The sequence below is a fragment of the Streptomyces corchorusii genome, assembly GCF_001514055.1.
GTDB lineage: Bacteria > Actinomycetota > Actinomycetes > Streptomycetales > Streptomycetaceae > Streptomyces > Streptomyces olivaceoviridis.
This window is the reverse complement of record NZ_KQ948355.1, coordinates 484470-499662: the sequence shown is the minus strand read 5'-3', so window position 1 is coordinate 499662 and position 15193 is coordinate 484470. Positions and strand designations below refer to the sequence as shown.

Genomic DNA, 15193 nt, shown 5'->3' with positions numbered 1-15193 from the left:
ATCCGGAAGACAGGCCCGGCCCGCGCGGACGACCGGCCGGGAGAGGTGCAGGATGGTGTCATGACCCTCGCCCGGACGACCGGGTCCGGGAGACCGCGGGGGCCACTGCGGGTTCCGGCCGCCGGTGGGCGGGAGGAGGCGGTGACGATGACACGGACACCTCCCACGACGGTCACCCGGATACGGCTGTGGCGGTGGCGGCGCAACCCGCTGCGGCGGCACAGCGATGTCGTCGAGGCCTGGATCGTCCTCGCCGGCTGGGTGCTGGCCCTGGTCGTCGGGGTCGTCGCGGGCCTGTGGGCGGCCCAGGTCTCCGAGTCCGCGTTCACGGCACGGCTGACCCAGGTGCACCCGGTGTCCGCGGTGCTCACCGACGACGCGGCGCGGACCCCCGCCGCGGGCAGCGGCTACGACGACGGACGGGTCTGGACCGCCGTGCGCTGGACGGACCACGACGGCTCGGCGCACACCGACCGGGCGAAGGTCTTCCCGGGCGCCCCGGCCGGCACCCGGGTGACGGTGTGGACGAACCAGGCGGACCGGATCGTGCCCGCCCCCATCACCGGAGCGGCGGCCGACCTCCAGTCGGCACTCACCGGCGTCCTCGTCGCCCCGGCGGCCGGCGCGCTGGTCTGGGGCGCCGGCCGGCTGGTCCGGGGCCGGCTCATCCGACGGCGCCTGGCCGAGTGGGACGAGGAGTGGCGGCAGATCGGACCCCGGTGGGGAAACCTCAGCGGAGGGCGGGGCTGACGGGCCCGCGACCGGCGCGCCTACCACGGAGGTTGTACACGGGTCCGGCCCTACCGCGGGCGTTGGAGCCGGGCGTCAACTCCCGGGTTGGCGACGTGCGCACCCCCGGCACGTAGCTTGTGTGCCGTGCCGAGAGGCACTCGTCAACCAGGGGGAAACACATGCGGACGAACATCTTCACCAGGACCCTCCTCGCCACCGCGACCACGGTGGCGCTGGCCGCGGGCAGCCTCGCCGCAGCGGGCACCGCCTTCGCGGCGCCCGCGACGGCCCACCCGGCGGCGGCCACCGAGGCCGTCACCCCGCAGGCCGTGACCAACCTCGGCCTGAACGCCACCGAGGCGAAGAAGGTCCAGCGCTGGCTGAAGACGTACTGGAACTACCGGAACTCCATCGACGGCAAGCTCGGCACCAACAGCTGGAAGGCCTTCCAGCGCTGCCTGAAGAAGTACTGGGGCTACACCGGCCCGATCGACGGCGTCGTCGGCAAGGGCACGATCAAGGCGCTCCAGCGGCTCCTGAAGGACAGCTACGGCTACCGCGGCCCCATCGACGGCATCGCCGGCTCCGGCACCAAGGCCGCGTTCAAGCGGTTCGCCAACGCGCACTGAGTCCCGGCACGGCGGCCCGCCCGCCCGCCCTCCGTCCCGCTGCCGGGCGGAGGGCACCGGGTGGGGGAGGCCCCCGGAAGACGGGGCCCGACGGGCGAACCGGGGGCGTGATCACGCTCCGTGGGGTTACCCGACGGACATGGCGAAGTTGCACGTACCACGGCGGCACCACAAGCAGGCCGCCGACGAGACCCCGCAGACGCGGATCCCCGAGCCGGACGAGGCCGGACCCGGCGAGGACGTCGAGCGCAGGGCGCCGGACACCCCCGTGAAGCTGCCCCGGCGCGCATGGCCGGCGGTGTTCAAGGGCGCGCTGCGCGAGTTCCGCGACGACGAGCTCACCGACCGGGCCGCGGCGCTCACCTACTACGCCGTCCTGTCCCTGTTCCCGGCCCTGCTGGTGCTGGTCTCCCTGCTGGCCGTGGCCGGCCGGTCGGTCACGGACAAGGTCCTGGCCAACCTGCGGAACCTCGCCCCCGGCCCCGCCCGCGACATCATCACCCGGGCGGTGCAGCAGCTCCAGAACGGCACCGGAACCGGCTCCCTCGTGGCCGTCCTCGGCCTCGTGCTGGCCGTGTGGTCGGCCTCCGGCTACGTGGCCGCGTTCATCCGCGCCGCCAACGCCGTCTACGACATGCCCGAGGGCCGCCCGGTGTGGAAGCTCCTCCCCGTGCGCGTCGGCGTCACCGTCGTCCTGGTGGTCCTCGCCGTGGCCAGCGCGCTCATCGTGGTCTTCACCGGCGGCCTGGCCCGCCGGGCCGGGGACGCGCTCGGGCTCGGCGACACGGCGCTGACCGCGTGGTCCATCGCCAAGTGGCCCGTGCTGGTCCTGCTCGTCACCATGATGATCGCCATCCTGTACTGGGCGACCCCGAACGCCAAGGTCAAAGGGTTCCGGTGGATCACCCCCGGCAGCGTCCTCGCCCTGCTGATCTGGATGGCCGCCTCCGCCGGCTTCGCGTTCTACGTCGCCAACTTCGCCTCCTACAACAAGACCTACGGCACCATGGCCGGCGTCATCGTCTTCCTGGTCTGGCTGTGGATCACCAACCTGGCCATCCTGCTCGGGCTGGAGTTCGACGCGGAGACCGTACGGCAGCGGGCCATCGCCGGCGGCCACCCGCCCCGGGCCGAGCCGTACACCCAGCCCCGCGACACCAGGAAGTGGGACGAGGAGGACGTACGCCGCCTGGACGAGACCTGACGCGCCCGCCCTCCCCGCTCCGTCACGCGGCGTATCCGCCGTCCACCGAGAACTCCGCGCCCGTCACGTACGCCGCGTCCGGCCCCGCCAGGAACGCCACCATGGACGCGACCTCCTCGGCCGTACCGAACCGGCCGAGGGCGGTCGCGGCCGCCTGACCGGACGCGAACGGGCCGTCCGCGGGGTTCATGTCCGTGTCGGTCGGCCCCGGGTGCACCACGTTCGCCGTGATCCGGCGCCCGGCCAACTCCCGCGCCAGAGCCTTCGTCAGCCCCACCACGGCGGACTTGCTCATCGCGTACAGCGTGGCCCCCGGACCCTGCACCCGCGCGGTGACACAACTGCCGACCGTGATGATCCGCCCGCCGTCGGCCATGACCGCGGCGGCGGACCGGGCGGCCAGGAAGACCCCGCGCACGTTCACCGCCAGAAGCCGGTCGACATCGGCGAGGGACAGGCTCTCCAGCGGCCCCATCATCCCGACGGCCGCGTTGCCCACCAGCACGTCCAGCCCGCCCAGTTCCTCCGCCGCGCGCCGCACCGCGTCCGCCGCCTGCGCCGCGTCCGCCGCGTCCGCGCGCAGGGCCACCGCCCGCCGCCCCAGCGCCTCGATGTCCCGCACGACCTCCTCGGCCGCGTCCTCGCCCCGCACATAGGTCACGGCCACGTCCGCGCCCTCGCGCGCCAGCCGCCGTGCCGTCGCCGCGCCGATGCCCCGGCTGCCACCGGTGACCAGTGCCGTCCTGCCCCGCAGATCCGCTGGTGAAGTCATGTGCCCATCCCAGCCGACGGCCCGGCGGAGCACCGGCGGCGAACGGACATCGACCTCGGCGGCGCGGAATGCGGTCGGCCCCGCCGGGCGGAGAAGCCGGTCCTGCCGCAAGCCGATGGCGCGTCGCGGTGTCTTTCGGCAGGCTGACGCCATGACACAGCCACAGCCACTGCTGCTGCCCCCCGCGCAGGCGCAGTTCACCGAGCAGCTCCCCTACCACCGTCTGGCCCGCCTCTCACCGCGCTACCGGTGGTGGCGCCCCCTGCTCGGGACCCTGGTCGTGGCCGTGGCGTACATGACCACCGTGGTCGTCCTCATGTTCCTCGTCGCGGCCCTGGGGTCGGGCCTGGGCTACCCCCAGGACGACGACGGCTGGCCGGAGTTCGGCCCCGTCTCCGAGACGGCCGTCGACCTGCTCTGCATCGCGGTCGGCATACCCGTCCTGCTGCTGGTCGTGCGCTGGATCGGACGGCGCCCGGCCGGCACGGTGTCCTCCGTGACCGGCCGGCTGAGATGGCGCTGGCTGCTGCTGTGCGTGCTGACCGCCGTACCGATCGTGGGCCTCGCGATGGGCTGTCTGTTCCTGCTCCCCGCGGACGGCGAGCCGGACAGCCAGTGGGTGGGATGGCCGGCCTTCGGACGGGCCCTGGTCATGCTGGTGCTGCTGGTGCCGGTGCAGGCCGCCGCCGAGGAGTACGTGTTCCGCGGCTGGCTGACGCAGACCGCCGGGGCGTTCCTGCGCTCGCCGTGGGCCGCGCTGCTGCCCCAGGCGGTCCTGTTCGCCGCAGCCCACGGCTGGGGCACGCCCTGGGGCTTCGCCGACCTCGTGGTGTTCGGTGTGGCCGCGGGCTGGCTGACCTGGCGCACCGGCGGACTGGAGGCGTCCATCGCCCTGCACACCGTCAACAACCTGTTCGCCTTCGGCGTCTCGGCCGCCGTCGTGGACGGGCTCACCAGCGACGAGACCGCCGCCGACGCGAGTTGGCAGCTCGTCGTGCTCGACGTGCTGAGCATCGCGCTGTACACGGCGGCCGTGGCCTGGTGGCTGCGCCGCCGCCGACTGGACCGCACGGCTCCGGCACCCCGGCCACCGGCCCTCCCGCCGGGCCACCCGTACGGCAACGGTGTACCGGTGCCGCAGCAGTGGACGGCGCAGCCGGGATGGGGTCCGGGGGTGGCGGGTGCGCCGCCGTGGGCGGGACAGCCGGGGCCGGGCGCGGGGGGCGTCGGGCCGTGGGCGGGGCGGCCGGGGCCCGGTGCGGCCGGTGCCGGGCCGTGGGCCGGTCAGGGCGGACCGGGTGCGGGCGTTCCCCCGACGGCACCGGACGGGACCGTCCCGGCACCGCCCCCGGCCGGTCGGCCCGAGACCGGTACGGCCCTTCCTCCCGCCTCTCCGGGCGCCGGGGGAGACGGCACGGACCGTACGTAGGCCGCGGCCGGCTCGCCCCCGGGCGTCCCGTCCACCACGCGGACGCCGCCGGCCCCGCTCAGGCGGTGTGCAGGGCCGAAGCCGAGGAGGACGCCCTGGAGCAGGGCGCGCGTCGACCCCGGTCCTCCGGTGTGCCCTTCTCAGGGCTCCGCGTCCTCGGCGAGGTCGGCGGCCAGGGCCGCCAGCGGGAAGTCCCTGCGGCTCGCCGCGCGTGCGGCCACGAGGGCCAGGGCGGAGGGCAGCCGGCCGCACCGCCGGACGATCTCCCTCACGGCCTCCGGCTCGGCGGCCGGTCGCGCGGCACCGATCCGCCGGGCGAGCAGGTCACGGGCGTCCGCCTCGCAGGGCAGACCCAGGTACAACGTGCGCAGGGCCCCGGCGGCCCGCTCCCGGGACCCGGACAACCCGAGCCGTCCTGCCGGCCCGGCGGGTTCGGCCACCGGCCTCGGCCCGATCGGCCCGCCCCGGCTCGTGACCACCGTCAGGCAGCCCGGCGCCTCGGGCAGCAGCGGGCGGAGCTGTGCGAGGCAGGCGGCGTCGTCCAGCAGGACGAGCAGTCGGCGTCCCGTCAGCACACCGCGGTACCGCGCGGCGAGGGCGGCCACGCCCTCGGGCATGCTCCGCGTGGACACACCGAGGGCCCCGAGCAGCCGGCGCAGTGCCTCGGCCGGCTCCAGGGCGGCCTGATGGGGAGCCGATCCGCCCAGCTCCAGGTGGAGCTGACCGTCCGGGAAGCGGTCGGCGACCCGGTGCGCCCAGTGGACCGCCAGCGCGGTCTTGCCGACACCGGCCGGACCGCTGATCAGCACACCCGACGCGGGGCAGACGCCGGTCGAGGGGGCCGGCGCGTCCGGCACCGCTTCCGCGCCCCGCAGGGCATCCGGCGCTGTTTGTGGTGCCCCCGCGGTCTCCCCGTCCAACAGCGCGTCCAGCGCCGTCAGTTCTCGGTTGCGGCCCGTGAAGACCGGGAGGTCCGGCGGGAGTTGGGCCGGGCGGACGAAGGGGCGCGCGGGGTCCGGCGGGGCGGCGGGGAGCCGGTGCCGGGCGGGGCGTATCTGCCGGCGCAGGACGCGGGCGTGGGCCGCGGCCAGTTCGGCGCCGGGAGCCACCCCCAGCTGTGCGGCGAGGTCGCGGCGCGCGTCCTCGTAGGTGGCCAGCGCCTCCGCCTGGAGCCCGCACGCCGCCAGGGACAGGATCAGGCGGGCCAGCAGCGGCTCGTCGAGCGGGTTCAGCGCGACCGCCCGGCGCACGCTCGGCAGCACCTGGTCCGCGCGCCCGCACAGCAGCGCGGCGTCCGCCGCCATCCGCGCCGTGCGGAGGATCTCCCGGTCCACGGCCGCGAAGTGCGGATGCGCGCGCACCGGTCCCGGCAGGCCGGCCGCCACCGGGCCGCGCCACAGCCGCAGGGCCCCGGCGAAGTGCCGTACCGCCTGCTCGGGGCGCGCGGTGGCGGCGGCCCGCATGCCCCGCCGGGTGAAGGCGCGGAAGCGCGGCAGGTCGGCCTCGTGGGCCGCCGCCTCCAGCAGATAGCCGCCGGTACGGCCCAGCAGGCGCCGCCCGGGTGCGCGCGGGGGCAGTCCGGGCTCCAGCAGCCTGCGCAGCGTGCCGACGTGCCGCCGTACCGCGTTCGGCGCGTCGGCGGGCGGCCGGCCCGGCCAGAGGACGTCGACGATCGTGCTCATCCGCACGGGCCGGCCCGGCCACACCAGGAGCACGCCGAGCAGCGCCCGCGCCTGCGGATACCCGAGGTCCAGCTCGCTCCCCGCGCGCAGCACCCGCAGGGGGCCGAGCACCTCGAACCGCAGCACCTCGGACCGCGCCACGTCACCGAGCCCGCCGGGCACGCGCACCACCCCGTCGCCGGTCAGCCGACGCGGGCCGCGATGGTCCGCGCGCACATCAGGGACTCGGTGCGGGTGGTGTCCACCTCCAGGTCGTACGCCACCCCGTCGTGCACCACCTCGGCCTGGGCCGCCGCCATGCCCCGGGTCCGGTCCCCCCGCGCGATCTCCCGTGCCGCGGCGACCTCGGCGTCGCACCGCACCCCCACCCACAGGACGTCCAGTCCGGCGAGGGCCTTCCGCCACCGCTGCTGCGAGGCCGCCCCGCCGAGGAACACGTCGTCCACGACGATCCGGGCGCCCGCGCGGGCCGTCGCCGCGACACCCTCCATCCAAGCGGCCTCCAGCGCCCGGAAACCCGCACCGACCTCGACCCCGCCGTCCTCGGCGAACTCGATCCCGCCGTCCGCTCCTCGGAGTGCCGGAGGCAGTGCGTCGACCAGCGAGTCGATGCCGAACACCAGCCAGGGGTCGGGCAGTACGGCTTGCAGGCACCGCCCGATCCCGGACTTCCCCGCGCTGGAACCACCGTTGAGAAGGATCACCTGAGTCGTCACCGTGCCAGCCTACGGAGCCGTCCGGCCAGGCGGCCAACCCGCCTGGCGCCCCGGACCCCGGGCGCTGTCATCCCGCACCGGACCGCTCCTCCCGGCCGGCGAGCCGCTCCCGGACCCGTTCCGCGTCCGGATGACCGAGCCGGGTGAGCAGGGCGAGGGCCTGCTCCCAGGCGGCCCGCGCGCCCTCCCGGTCACCGGTGGCCAGGTGTGTGTCGCCCATGCGGGTCAGCGTGTCGGCCTCCGGGTACGGGACGCCGAGCGCCCGGTACAGCGTCAGCGCGTTGCGGTAGCCGAGCAGGGCGTGCGGATGCCGGCCCAGGCAGTGGTAGGCGTAGGCGATGCTGTCCCAGGCCGCCGCCTGCCCGTACCGGTCGCCCAGGTCCTGGAGCAGGGCCAGGGCCTCGAAGCAGCGCGCGAGGGCCGGCCGGTACTCGCCGCGCAGCGCGTGGTACCAGCCGACGGAGTTCAGGACGCTGGCCTGCGCAGGCCGGGACCCGGCGGCGCGGTACAGCTCCAGGGCGAGCTGGTTGTGCCGCAGGGCCCCCGCCAGGTCGCCCTCCTGCTCGCACGCCCAGCCCAGACTGCGGTGGGTGCCCGCCCGGCCGACGGTGTCGCCGGCCAGGGTGAACAGCGTGAGCGCCCGGTCGAGGCGGGCCCGGCTCTCGTCGGACAGGCCCAGCCTGCCCTCCGCCCGGGCGAGCCCGCGCAGGGCGCGCGCCTCCAGGGCGGGGTCGGCGAGCCGCAGCGCGGCGTCGAGGGCGGTGCGCTGGGCGGCCAGTCCGTCGTGCCAGTGGGCGCGCCGCTCGAAGTACGGCTCCAGGGACCAGGCCAGCAGGCACGCGTACCGGTCGTGGCCGGTCGTGGCCGCCGCCCGGAGGACGGCCGACAGCGCCGGGTGTTCGGCGGTGAGCCAGGCCAGAGCCGCGCTGTCGTCGGCGAACGGCACGGCCCGCGGGTCCGGCGGCGCGGGCGCCGGCGCCGGGGCGTCACCGCTGGGGTCGAGCAGCATTCCGGCGGCGTGGGCGCGCTCGACGTAGTGCCGGAACAGCCGGTCGCGGGCCTCCTGCCGCTCGGCCTCGCTGTGGTGCTCGGCGAGGAGGTCACCGGCGTGGGCGCGGAGCAGGTCGTGGAAGCCGTAGCGCCCGGGCGCCGGTTCGGTGACGAGATGTACGGCGGCGAGTTCGGCCAGCAGCGAGCGCGCCCGGCGCGGCGGCAGACCGGCGAGCGCGGCGGCGGTGGCCGCCGACAGGTCCGGGCCGGGGTGCAGGGCGAGCAGCCGGAACAGCCGGGCGGCGGCGGACGACACGGCCCGGGTGGACCAGGAGAAGACGGTGGCGACATCCACCGGGGTGCCGGGCCGGGTGAACCCGGCGAGGCCGCCGCGAGCCTCGCGCAGTTCGGCGGCCACGGCCGCCAGCGGAAAGTCCGGGCGCAGGGCGGCGCGGGCGGCCACGCAGGCCAGGGCGAGGGGCAGCCCGGCACACCGGGCGACGATCTCGTCCACCGCCCGCGGCTCGGCGGCGATCCGTTCCGCCCCGAGCCGTCCGGCGAGGAAGTCCCGCGACTGGCCGGCGTCGAACGGCCGCAGGGTCAGCGAGCGGGCGCCGTGCGCGGCCACCAGCCCGGTCAGGTCGTCCCGGCTGGTGACGATGGCGAGGCAGCCGGGGGTGCCGGGCAGCAGCGGCCGTACCTGCTCGGCGTCCCGCGCGTTGTCCAGCAGCACGAGCACCCGGCGCCCCGCCAGCACACTGCGGTACAGCGCGGCCTGCGCGGCGAGGCCCTGGGGCACGTGCTCGGGCGGTACCCCGAGCGCGTGCAGGAAACCGCGGACGGCCTCACCGGGGTCGGTGACCGCCGCGGAGGCGGCGAAGCCGCGCAGGTCGACGTAGAGCTGCCCGTCCGGGTAGCGGTCGGCGACCCGGTGGGCCCAGTGCACCGCCAGCGTGGTCTTGCCCACCCCGGCCATCCCGCCGAGCGCCGAGACCAGCACCGTCCCGACGGGCTCCCCACCGGCGAGCGGGTCCAGCAGCTCGGCCAGTTCGATGTGCCGACCGGTGAACGCGGGCAGGTCGTGCGGCAGTTGGGCGGGTACGACGGGACGCGCGACGACGGCTTCCGCGAGCGGCGGCTCCACCGGGTCCCCGTCCCCTGTCCCGCCCAGCGCCGTCCGATGGGCCTCCTGGAGCTCGGGCCCGGGGTCGAGGCCCAGCTCCTCGGCGAGCCGGCGGCAGGCGTCCCGGCAGGTGGCGAGCGCCTCGGCCCGCCGGCCGGTGGCCGCCAGGGCCAGGACCAGCCGGGCCAGCAGGGGCTCGTCCAGCGGATGCGCGGCGGCGGCCTCCCGCAGCCGGGCGAGGACCGCGCCGGGCACGGCCGCCTGCAAGGCCGCGTCGGCCGCCTCCCGCAGCGCGGCGAGCCGCTCGCGCTCCAGCCCGTCCGCCCCGAGCCGTTCCCGCACGTCCGGGGCGAGGCCGGAGGCGACGGGACCGGCCCACAGCGTCAGCGCCCGGCCGAGCAGATCCACGGCCCGCCCGGGCGCGCCCTCGGCGACGGCCCGCCGGGCCTCCTGCCGCAGTGCCCGGAACCGTGCGAGGTCCACGTCGTCCCCGTCGGTGACGAGCCGGTAGCCGCCCGCGCCGCGCACCAGCCGGTGCCCCGGCGTCCGCGCGGGCAGCCCCGGCTCCAGCAGCCGCCGCAGCGAGCCGACGTGCCGGCGGACCACGTTGAGGGCGGTGGGCGGCGGACCCGGCCCCCACAGCACGTCGACGATCTCGGGCACGGGCACGGGCTGACCGGCCCGGAGCAGCAGCAGGGCCAGCAACGCCCGCGCCTGCGGCCCGCCGGCGTCCAGCTCTTCCGCCCCCCGCCAGACCCGCACCGGCCCCAGCACCGCGAACCGCACCGACACCCCTTGTGGCATCCCGCTCCCTCCGCTCACCCTTTCGGCCCCGACTGTACGTGTCCAGGGGAAACCGGCAGGAACGGCGGACTCCGCAAGCAGCGGCTCGCGTTACCGGCCCCGGGCGGCGCGCCGGTGGGTCTCCCGTACCCGGACCACGCCGGGGTCGGTCTCCGCACCGGGGCGCCGGACGAGGACCAGGGTGTTCGGCGGGGCCGCTTCCGGTTCGTGCAGCGGGGCGAGCCGGCCGGAGTCGAGGTGTTCCCGGCACAGGGAGCGGGGCAGCACGCTGTAACCGGCGCCCGCGGCGACCGCCGAGAGGACCGCGTACAGGGTTGGCACGGTGACCGCGGCACGCGCGGTGTGCCGCTCGCCGAAGACGGTCCGCCGGTAGCGCCGTACGAGGGGCAGGTCCTCGGCGTAGGTGACCAGGGGTACCTCGCGCGGGGCGGCGCACAGGTCCTCCGCTCGTGGGTGCGCGGCGGGCGTTCGGCCCAGGCGGGTGCTGCGACCAGCAGGTACTCCTCGCCGGCGAGCGGCACCGATTCCACGTTCCGGCCCCGTGGGCGCCGGGTGGCGACGACCAGGCCGTGCCGGCCGGTCCGCATCTCCTCCAGCAGCGGCTCGGGCAGCCCCTGCGCGACCCGCAGCCGGACCCCGTCGGCGACGAGGGGCACCAGCGCGGGCAGCGCCCGCACGCAGAGCAGCTCCGACGGGCCGGCGGGGTGCACGGGCACGGCCTGCCCGGCCGACGGGCCGGCGCCCTCCGGAGCGGCGAGCGCGTCCAGCGGACCCGTCGGCCGGACCGCGAGCTCGTGGGCGGCCGGGGTGGGTTCCACACCGCGCGGCAGCCGCGTGAGCGGCTCCCGGCCGGTCTGCTGCTCCAGGGTGCGGATCTGGGCGGTCACAGTCGGCTGTGAGAGCCCGAGGGCGGGGGCGGCTGCGGTGAAGGGGCCCGCGCGGTACACGGCCAGAAGGTCCGCAGCAGGTTCAGGTCGGCGTGCGGGGCCTCACCGCCGCCCGGATCCGGCGTTTTCTGAGCGACACCGCCACCTGGGAGTCGTACTACGACAACGTCGCCGACATCTCCTTCCCGCTGGGCGGCGGCCCGGTGCTGGAAGACGGCCTCGCCTTCCGCTTCGGCACCTTCGGCCGAGGGCGTCCCGGGCCGGCTGCCTGGACGGCGCGGCAGGACGGCGCGCCGGAGGAGGGGCTCGACGTGCCGCACGTCTGGCTGGTGGAAGATCTTTCTGGCGGCCGGGTCCGTATCCTCACCCGGGAGACGCAGATCGGCCGACCGGCCGCCGCACTGGCCCGGCAGACGCCGAACCCGGTGCCGAACGGCCATCAGGCGTGGCTGGACGGCCTGGTCCGCGCCGCCGAAGCCGCATAGTCCCCTGGGAGTTGACGTCATGACCGACAAGCTCACCGTGAGTGTCCTGGGCACCGGCATCATGGGTGCCGCGATGGCCCGCAACCTCGCGCGGGCCGGACACACCGTCCGCGTCTGGAACCGCACCCGCGCCAAAGCCGAACCGCTCGCCGCCGACGGCGCGCACGTCGCCGGCACGCCCGCCGAGGCCGTCGAGGGCGCCGACGTCGTCCTGACCATGCTCTACGACGGCCCGGCCACCCTGGACGTCATGCGCGAGGCCGCCCCCGCGCTGCGCTCCGGTGCCGCGTGGGTGCAGTCCACCACCGCCGGTGTCGAGGCCATCCGCGACCTGGCCGCCTTCGCCCGGGAACACGGCCTCGTCTTCTTCGACGCGCCGGTGCTGGGCACCCGCCAGCCCGCCGAGGCCGGCCAGCTCCTCGTCCTCGCCGCGGGCCCGAGCGAGCACCGGGCGACGGTGGCCCCGGTGTTCGACGCGGTCGGGTCCCGCACCGTGTGGACCGGCGAGGACGGCGCGGCCGGCACGGCGAGCCGCCTCAAGCTCGTCGCCAACAGCTGGGTCCTCGCGATCACCGCCGCGGCCGGCGAGGTGCTGGCCCTGGCCCGGGGGCTCGACGTGGACCCGCAGAACTTCTTCGACGCGATCGAGGGCGGCCCGCTGGACATGGGGTACCTGCGGGCCAAGTCGAAGCTGATCCTCGACGGCCCGTTGACCCCGGCCCAGTTCGCGGTGGCCACGGCGGCCAAGGACGCCCGGCTCATCGTCCAGGCGGGTGAGCAGCACGGCGTGCGCCTCGACGTGGCCGCCGCGAGCGCCGAGCGCATGGAGCGTGCCGCCGCACAGGGCCACGCCGACGAGGACATGGTCGCGGCCTACTTCGCCAGCTTCGGCTCCGCCGACCGGTGAGGTTCTCTTCGTGCCCCGACGGCGCCCCGGTGTCCACACCGGGGCCGAGCGCCGGCGCGGCGGGGGCACGCTGAAGGACGGCGAGCGTGTTTGCGTCCGGCGACCGGCGGCCCGGGGCGAGGAGCCCGGCCGAGGCGCGGACCTCCGTGTGGCCTCGCTCGGCCGCCGCCGGCCGCTCGGCGCGGCGGGCGCTCACGCGCCCGTCTCGGCGCCCTCCGTGGTCTCCTGCGCCGATTCGCCCTGCACGACGTAGAAGACGGAGGTGCCCTGCTTGGTGCGCTGGGCGCCGTTCTTCGCCACAAGGTTCTCCAGCGTGGTGCGGACGACCTTCCTCTGGATCCCGCGCTCGGGATACGCCTGGATCAGGGCCTCGCTGACCTCGGCGGCGGAACGGGGCTCCGTCTGCTCCGCCAGGTGCCGGCGGACGAGTTCGATCAGCGTGGGCTGAGCGGGCTCGGACGGCGACGCCTTCGTGGCCGCCGGTTTCCCGGCGGTCGCCTTCTTCGCCACCGCCTTCTTCGCCACCGCCTTCTTCGTCGCCGTCTTCTTGGCCACCGGCTTCGCCGCCGCGGGCTTCTTGTCGTCGGCGCGGCGCGTGCCGCCGCTCTTCTTGCGCGGGGCGGGTACGACCGCCCGCCCGGCCGGTGCGGCGAGGCCGAGTGCCTGCTGCATGTTCAGCAGGGTGCCGTGGTCATGCTGAAGGGTGGCCAACTGCTCCTGTAGCACGGCGATTTCAGCCGTGATGCGTTCCTGCTCCTTGAGGTTGTGTTCGAGGTCGTTGGTCACCTGGCTGACGTACTGAGAGGTCAATTCGGTGACGGGCCCGGCGCTTTCCGGCATCATTTCCTCCGCTCCTGACGGTGCGACACCTGGATGATACGGGTCGGTCAACCCGTTTTCACCGTTGGCGAGGCGGCAGCGGCTGACCGACAACCCGCTCCGGGCCGCTACCGGGCGCGCCAGCATACCGTCGGTGAGGGCAGGCGCGAGCCCGGTCGGACCGGCGGGCCGTCACGTGGGTGCCACCGGCAGGGTGAGCCGGGCCGGGCGGAGTCCGGGTGCCCGCGCGGCAAGGGTGACGCGGCCCGGCCGCTTGGCCGTGCGGAGGACGACCAGGGGACGTCCGGCCGGTCCCCCCGCCGTCGCGGTGGGCGACCGTCGTCAACTCGCCTGTACAGTAAGGCAGTTGGCCCTGGAAGCAGAGGTACGGGTAACCGAACCCGTGCCATCGGCGTCGTAGTTCGATCCCGTTGCCGAGCGGCCGGATCACCACGCTCGGGTGGTCGCGGTCCCGCAGCACCGTGGCGGTCGGGAACATCCGCCGGGGCCCCGCCCCCGGGCGCACCCGGCCCGGTGACTACGATCCCTGCCCATGCCCGTGCGTCAACCCAGCGGTACCTCCCGGCCGAGACGGCTCATCCGTACGGCGTTCCTGCTGGCGGGCGGGCTGTTGCTCCTCGCCGGCGGCGAGGACCGCCTGGGCGGGCCCCCGCCGCGTCCGGCGGGACCGCCCGCCGTCACCGCCTGTCTGACGCGATCGGGGGACCTGATCGCCGATGTGAACAACGACGGTCTGCCGGACCGGATCACGGACCCGTCCCACCGGGGTGCCCGGTCGGCCATCACCTTCGGCATCGGCTCGCCCCGCGAAACGACGGTCGGGGCACGGGGGTTGGCCGACCGCACCGCGGGCCGGCAGGAGTACGTGAGCACCGCCGTGGCGGACTTCGACCGGGACGGCTGGGCCGACCTGGTCGTCGTGGCGGGGCAGGAGCAGGGCGGCGACGACCCGGTTCGGCCCCGGGTGGCCGAACTGAGGCTGGGACCCTTCTCCGACACCGGCCGCAGCCGGCGGACCGTCCCCCTCGACCTGGGGGCCACGAAGGACATCGCGGTGGCCGACTACAACCACGACCGGTATCCCGACCTGACGGCGTACACGTACTCCGGAGACGGCACCTACCAGATCCAGGCCCGCCTGGGCGACCCGCACCGGGGCCTGTCGCCGGACACCCGCGCCTACACGACGGACGCCCCGGCCACGGGCTACCACCCCCCGTCCCCGCTGCCCCACGCGGGGGCGGCCCCGTTCTACCCGCCCTGCGGGACACGGGCGCGAGCCGGCTGACCCCCGCGCCGTGTGCTCACCCGGGGAGCATCTTCTCCGGCACGGCGGGCTACCAGGGCCAGGCGGTGCAGGGTCCCCTCCAGGACGTACGGGGAGAGGTGGTCGGCCACGGTGAGGACCATGTGCGGCGTACGCGGCGATGTCACATGCCGGAGGGCCGGCCCGTCGTAGAGGGCGTACGAGCGAGAACCGACCCGAGGACTCGCGCCGACCCGAGGAGCCACCCCGTGCCGACAGCCCGGGAAGCACGCAACAAAGCGACGTTCCGCCGCCTGCGCGACGCCGTCCACACCGGTGACCTGGAGACCGTCTCGAAGGCGATCGACGAGATCGTCGCGCCGGACCTGCTGTTCCACGCGCCGGTACCGATGGGGGCGACGGGCGCGCAGGCACTCAAACGCGTGTGGGAGGCGCTTCTGCGCGCATTCCCCGACCTGCGCGTCGAGATCGAGGACGAGATCGCGGAGGGGGACAAGGTCGTCTTCCGGAACACCGTCACCGGTACGCACCAGGGGGAGTACCAGGGCCTCCCGGCCACCGGGAGGCCCGTCAGGTACCAGGAGATCTTCGTCCTCCGGTTCGCGGACGGCCGCGTCGCCGAGGTCTGGGGTGTCGTCGACGTCCTCACGCAGATGCGGCAACTGGGCATGGTCCCCGGCGGCCCGTCCTGAACCCGCGTCCGGGGTCCGGCCGGGTCGCCCCCGG

At 75.8% G+C, this 15193-nt stretch carries 15 protein-coding genes and 1 pseudogene; 9 read left to right on the top strand and 7 right to left on the bottom strand.

The annotated features are described in order from the left end of the window. The first annotated feature begins 147 nt into the window (after positions 1 to 147). From AQJ11_RS14845 to AQJ11_RS14835, 3 genes are all read left to right on the top strand, one after another. Entirely contained in the window at positions 148 to 750 is a 603-nt protein-coding gene (locus AQJ11_RS14845) for an Rv1733c family protein (protein WP_059263359.1), read from the top strand. 161 nt (positions 751 to 911) lie between these two features. Beyond that, positions 912 to 1361 carry a peptidoglycan-binding domain-containing protein gene (locus AQJ11_RS14840; RefSeq protein ID WP_014670564.1) on the top strand — a complete coding sequence of 150 codons (450 nt, stop codon included), beginning with the start codon at positions 912 to 914 and terminating at the stop codon, positions 1359 to 1361. A 139-nt stretch (positions 1362 to 1500) separates the two neighbouring features. Further along, positions 1501 to 2565, top strand: coding sequence for a YihY/virulence factor BrkB family protein (locus tag AQJ11_RS14835; RefSeq protein ID WP_059263358.1), 1065 nt, complete (start codon positions 1501 to 1503; stop codon positions 2563 to 2565). A 22-nt stretch (positions 2566 to 2587) separates the two neighbouring features. Here AQJ11_RS14835 and AQJ11_RS14830 read toward each other — a convergent pair whose 3' ends face one another. Beyond that, the gene (locus AQJ11_RS14830) at positions 2588 to 3337 is read right to left on the bottom strand and encodes an SDR family oxidoreductase (protein WP_059263481.1); all 750 of its coding nucleotides are present in this window, start codon (positions 3335 to 3337) and stop codon (positions 2588 to 2590) included. A gap of 151 nt (positions 3338 to 3488) precedes the next feature. On the opposite strand from AQJ11_RS14830, the gene AQJ11_RS14825 reads away from it, so the two are divergent. After that, positions 3489 to 4766, top strand: coding sequence for a CPBP family intramembrane glutamic endopeptidase (locus AQJ11_RS14825; protein WP_059263357.1), 1278 nt, complete (start codon positions 3489 to 3491; stop codon positions 4764 to 4766). 140 nt (positions 4767 to 4906) lie between these two features. Here AQJ11_RS14825 and AQJ11_RS14820 read toward each other — a convergent pair whose 3' ends face one another. The 4 genes from AQJ11_RS14820 to AQJ11_RS52400 all read right to left on the bottom strand — a co-directional run bounded on the left by AQJ11_RS14820 (position 4907) and on the right by AQJ11_RS52400 (position 10492). Next, on the bottom strand, positions 4907 to 6664 hold the full coding sequence (locus AQJ11_RS14820) for an AfsR/SARP family transcriptional regulator (RefSeq protein ID WP_106436813.1): 1758 nt from the start codon (positions 6662 to 6664) through the stop codon (positions 4907 to 4909). Then, on the bottom strand, positions 6631 to 7164 hold the full coding sequence (cpt, locus tag AQJ11_RS14815; RefSeq protein ID WP_175252064.1) for a chloramphenicol phosphotransferase CPT: 534 nt from the start codon (positions 7162 to 7164) through the stop codon (positions 6631 to 6633). The genes AQJ11_RS14820 and cpt overlap by 34 nt, the downstream gene beginning before the upstream one ends. Positions 7165 to 7231: 67 nt before the next feature. Next, the gene (locus AQJ11_RS14810; RefSeq protein ID WP_244218243.1) at positions 7232 to 10081 is read right to left on the bottom strand and encodes an AfsR/SARP family transcriptional regulator; all 2850 of its coding nucleotides are present in this window, start codon (positions 10079 to 10081) and stop codon (positions 7232 to 7234) included. Positions 10082 to 10171: 90 nt separating this feature from the next. Beyond that, positions 10172 to 10492: a LysR substrate-binding domain-containing protein gene (locus tag AQJ11_RS52400; protein WP_341846281.1), complete on the bottom strand. Its 321-nt coding sequence runs from the start codon at positions 10490 to 10492 to the stop codon at positions 10172 to 10174. A 38-nt stretch (positions 10493 to 10530) separates the two neighbouring features. Between AQJ11_RS52400 and AQJ11_RS52395 the strand changes: the two genes are divergently transcribed. Further along, positions 10531 to 10980, top strand: coding sequence for a hypothetical protein (locus tag AQJ11_RS52395; protein ID WP_059263354.1), 450 nt, complete (start codon positions 10531 to 10533; stop codon positions 10978 to 10980). Here AQJ11_RS52395 and AQJ11_RS52390 read toward each other — a convergent pair. Further along, positions 10939 to 11028 (bottom strand): annotated as a pseudogene (locus AQJ11_RS52390) (LysR family transcriptional regulator); the annotation flags it as partial. The gene AQJ11_RS52395 and the pseudogene AQJ11_RS52390 sit on opposite strands and share 42 nt — an antisense overlap. A gap of 32 nt (positions 11029 to 11060) precedes the next feature. Here AQJ11_RS52390 and AQJ11_RS51030 point away from each other — a divergent pair. Beyond that, entirely contained in the window at positions 11061 to 11453 is a 393-nt protein-coding gene (locus AQJ11_RS51030) for an SRPBCC family protein (protein WP_059263353.1), read from the top strand. A 19-nt stretch (positions 11454 to 11472) separates the two neighbouring features. Further along, positions 11473 to 12360 (top strand): NAD(P)-dependent oxidoreductase, encoded by an 888-nt coding sequence (locus AQJ11_RS14790; RefSeq protein WP_059263352.1) that lies wholly within the window; start codon positions 11473 to 11475, stop codon positions 12358 to 12360. Between the two features lie 192 nt (positions 12361 to 12552). Here AQJ11_RS14790 and AQJ11_RS14785 read toward each other — a convergent pair whose 3' ends face one another. Beyond that, positions 12553 to 13203 (bottom strand): hypothetical protein, encoded by a 651-nt coding sequence (locus AQJ11_RS14785; protein WP_059263351.1) that lies wholly within the window; start codon positions 13201 to 13203, stop codon positions 12553 to 12555. Positions 13204 to 13732: 529 nt separating this feature from the next. Here AQJ11_RS14785 and AQJ11_RS14780 point away from each other — a divergent pair. Beyond that, on the top strand, positions 13733 to 14488 hold the full coding sequence (locus AQJ11_RS14780) for an FG-GAP repeat domain-containing protein (RefSeq protein ID WP_059263350.1): 756 nt from the start codon (positions 13733 to 13735) through the stop codon (positions 14486 to 14488). Between the two features lie 227 nt (positions 14489 to 14715). After that, entirely contained in the window at positions 14716 to 15159 is a 444-nt protein-coding gene (locus AQJ11_RS14775; RefSeq protein ID WP_059263349.1) for an ester cyclase, read from the top strand. The last annotated feature ends 34 nt before the right edge of the window (positions 15160 to 15193 follow it).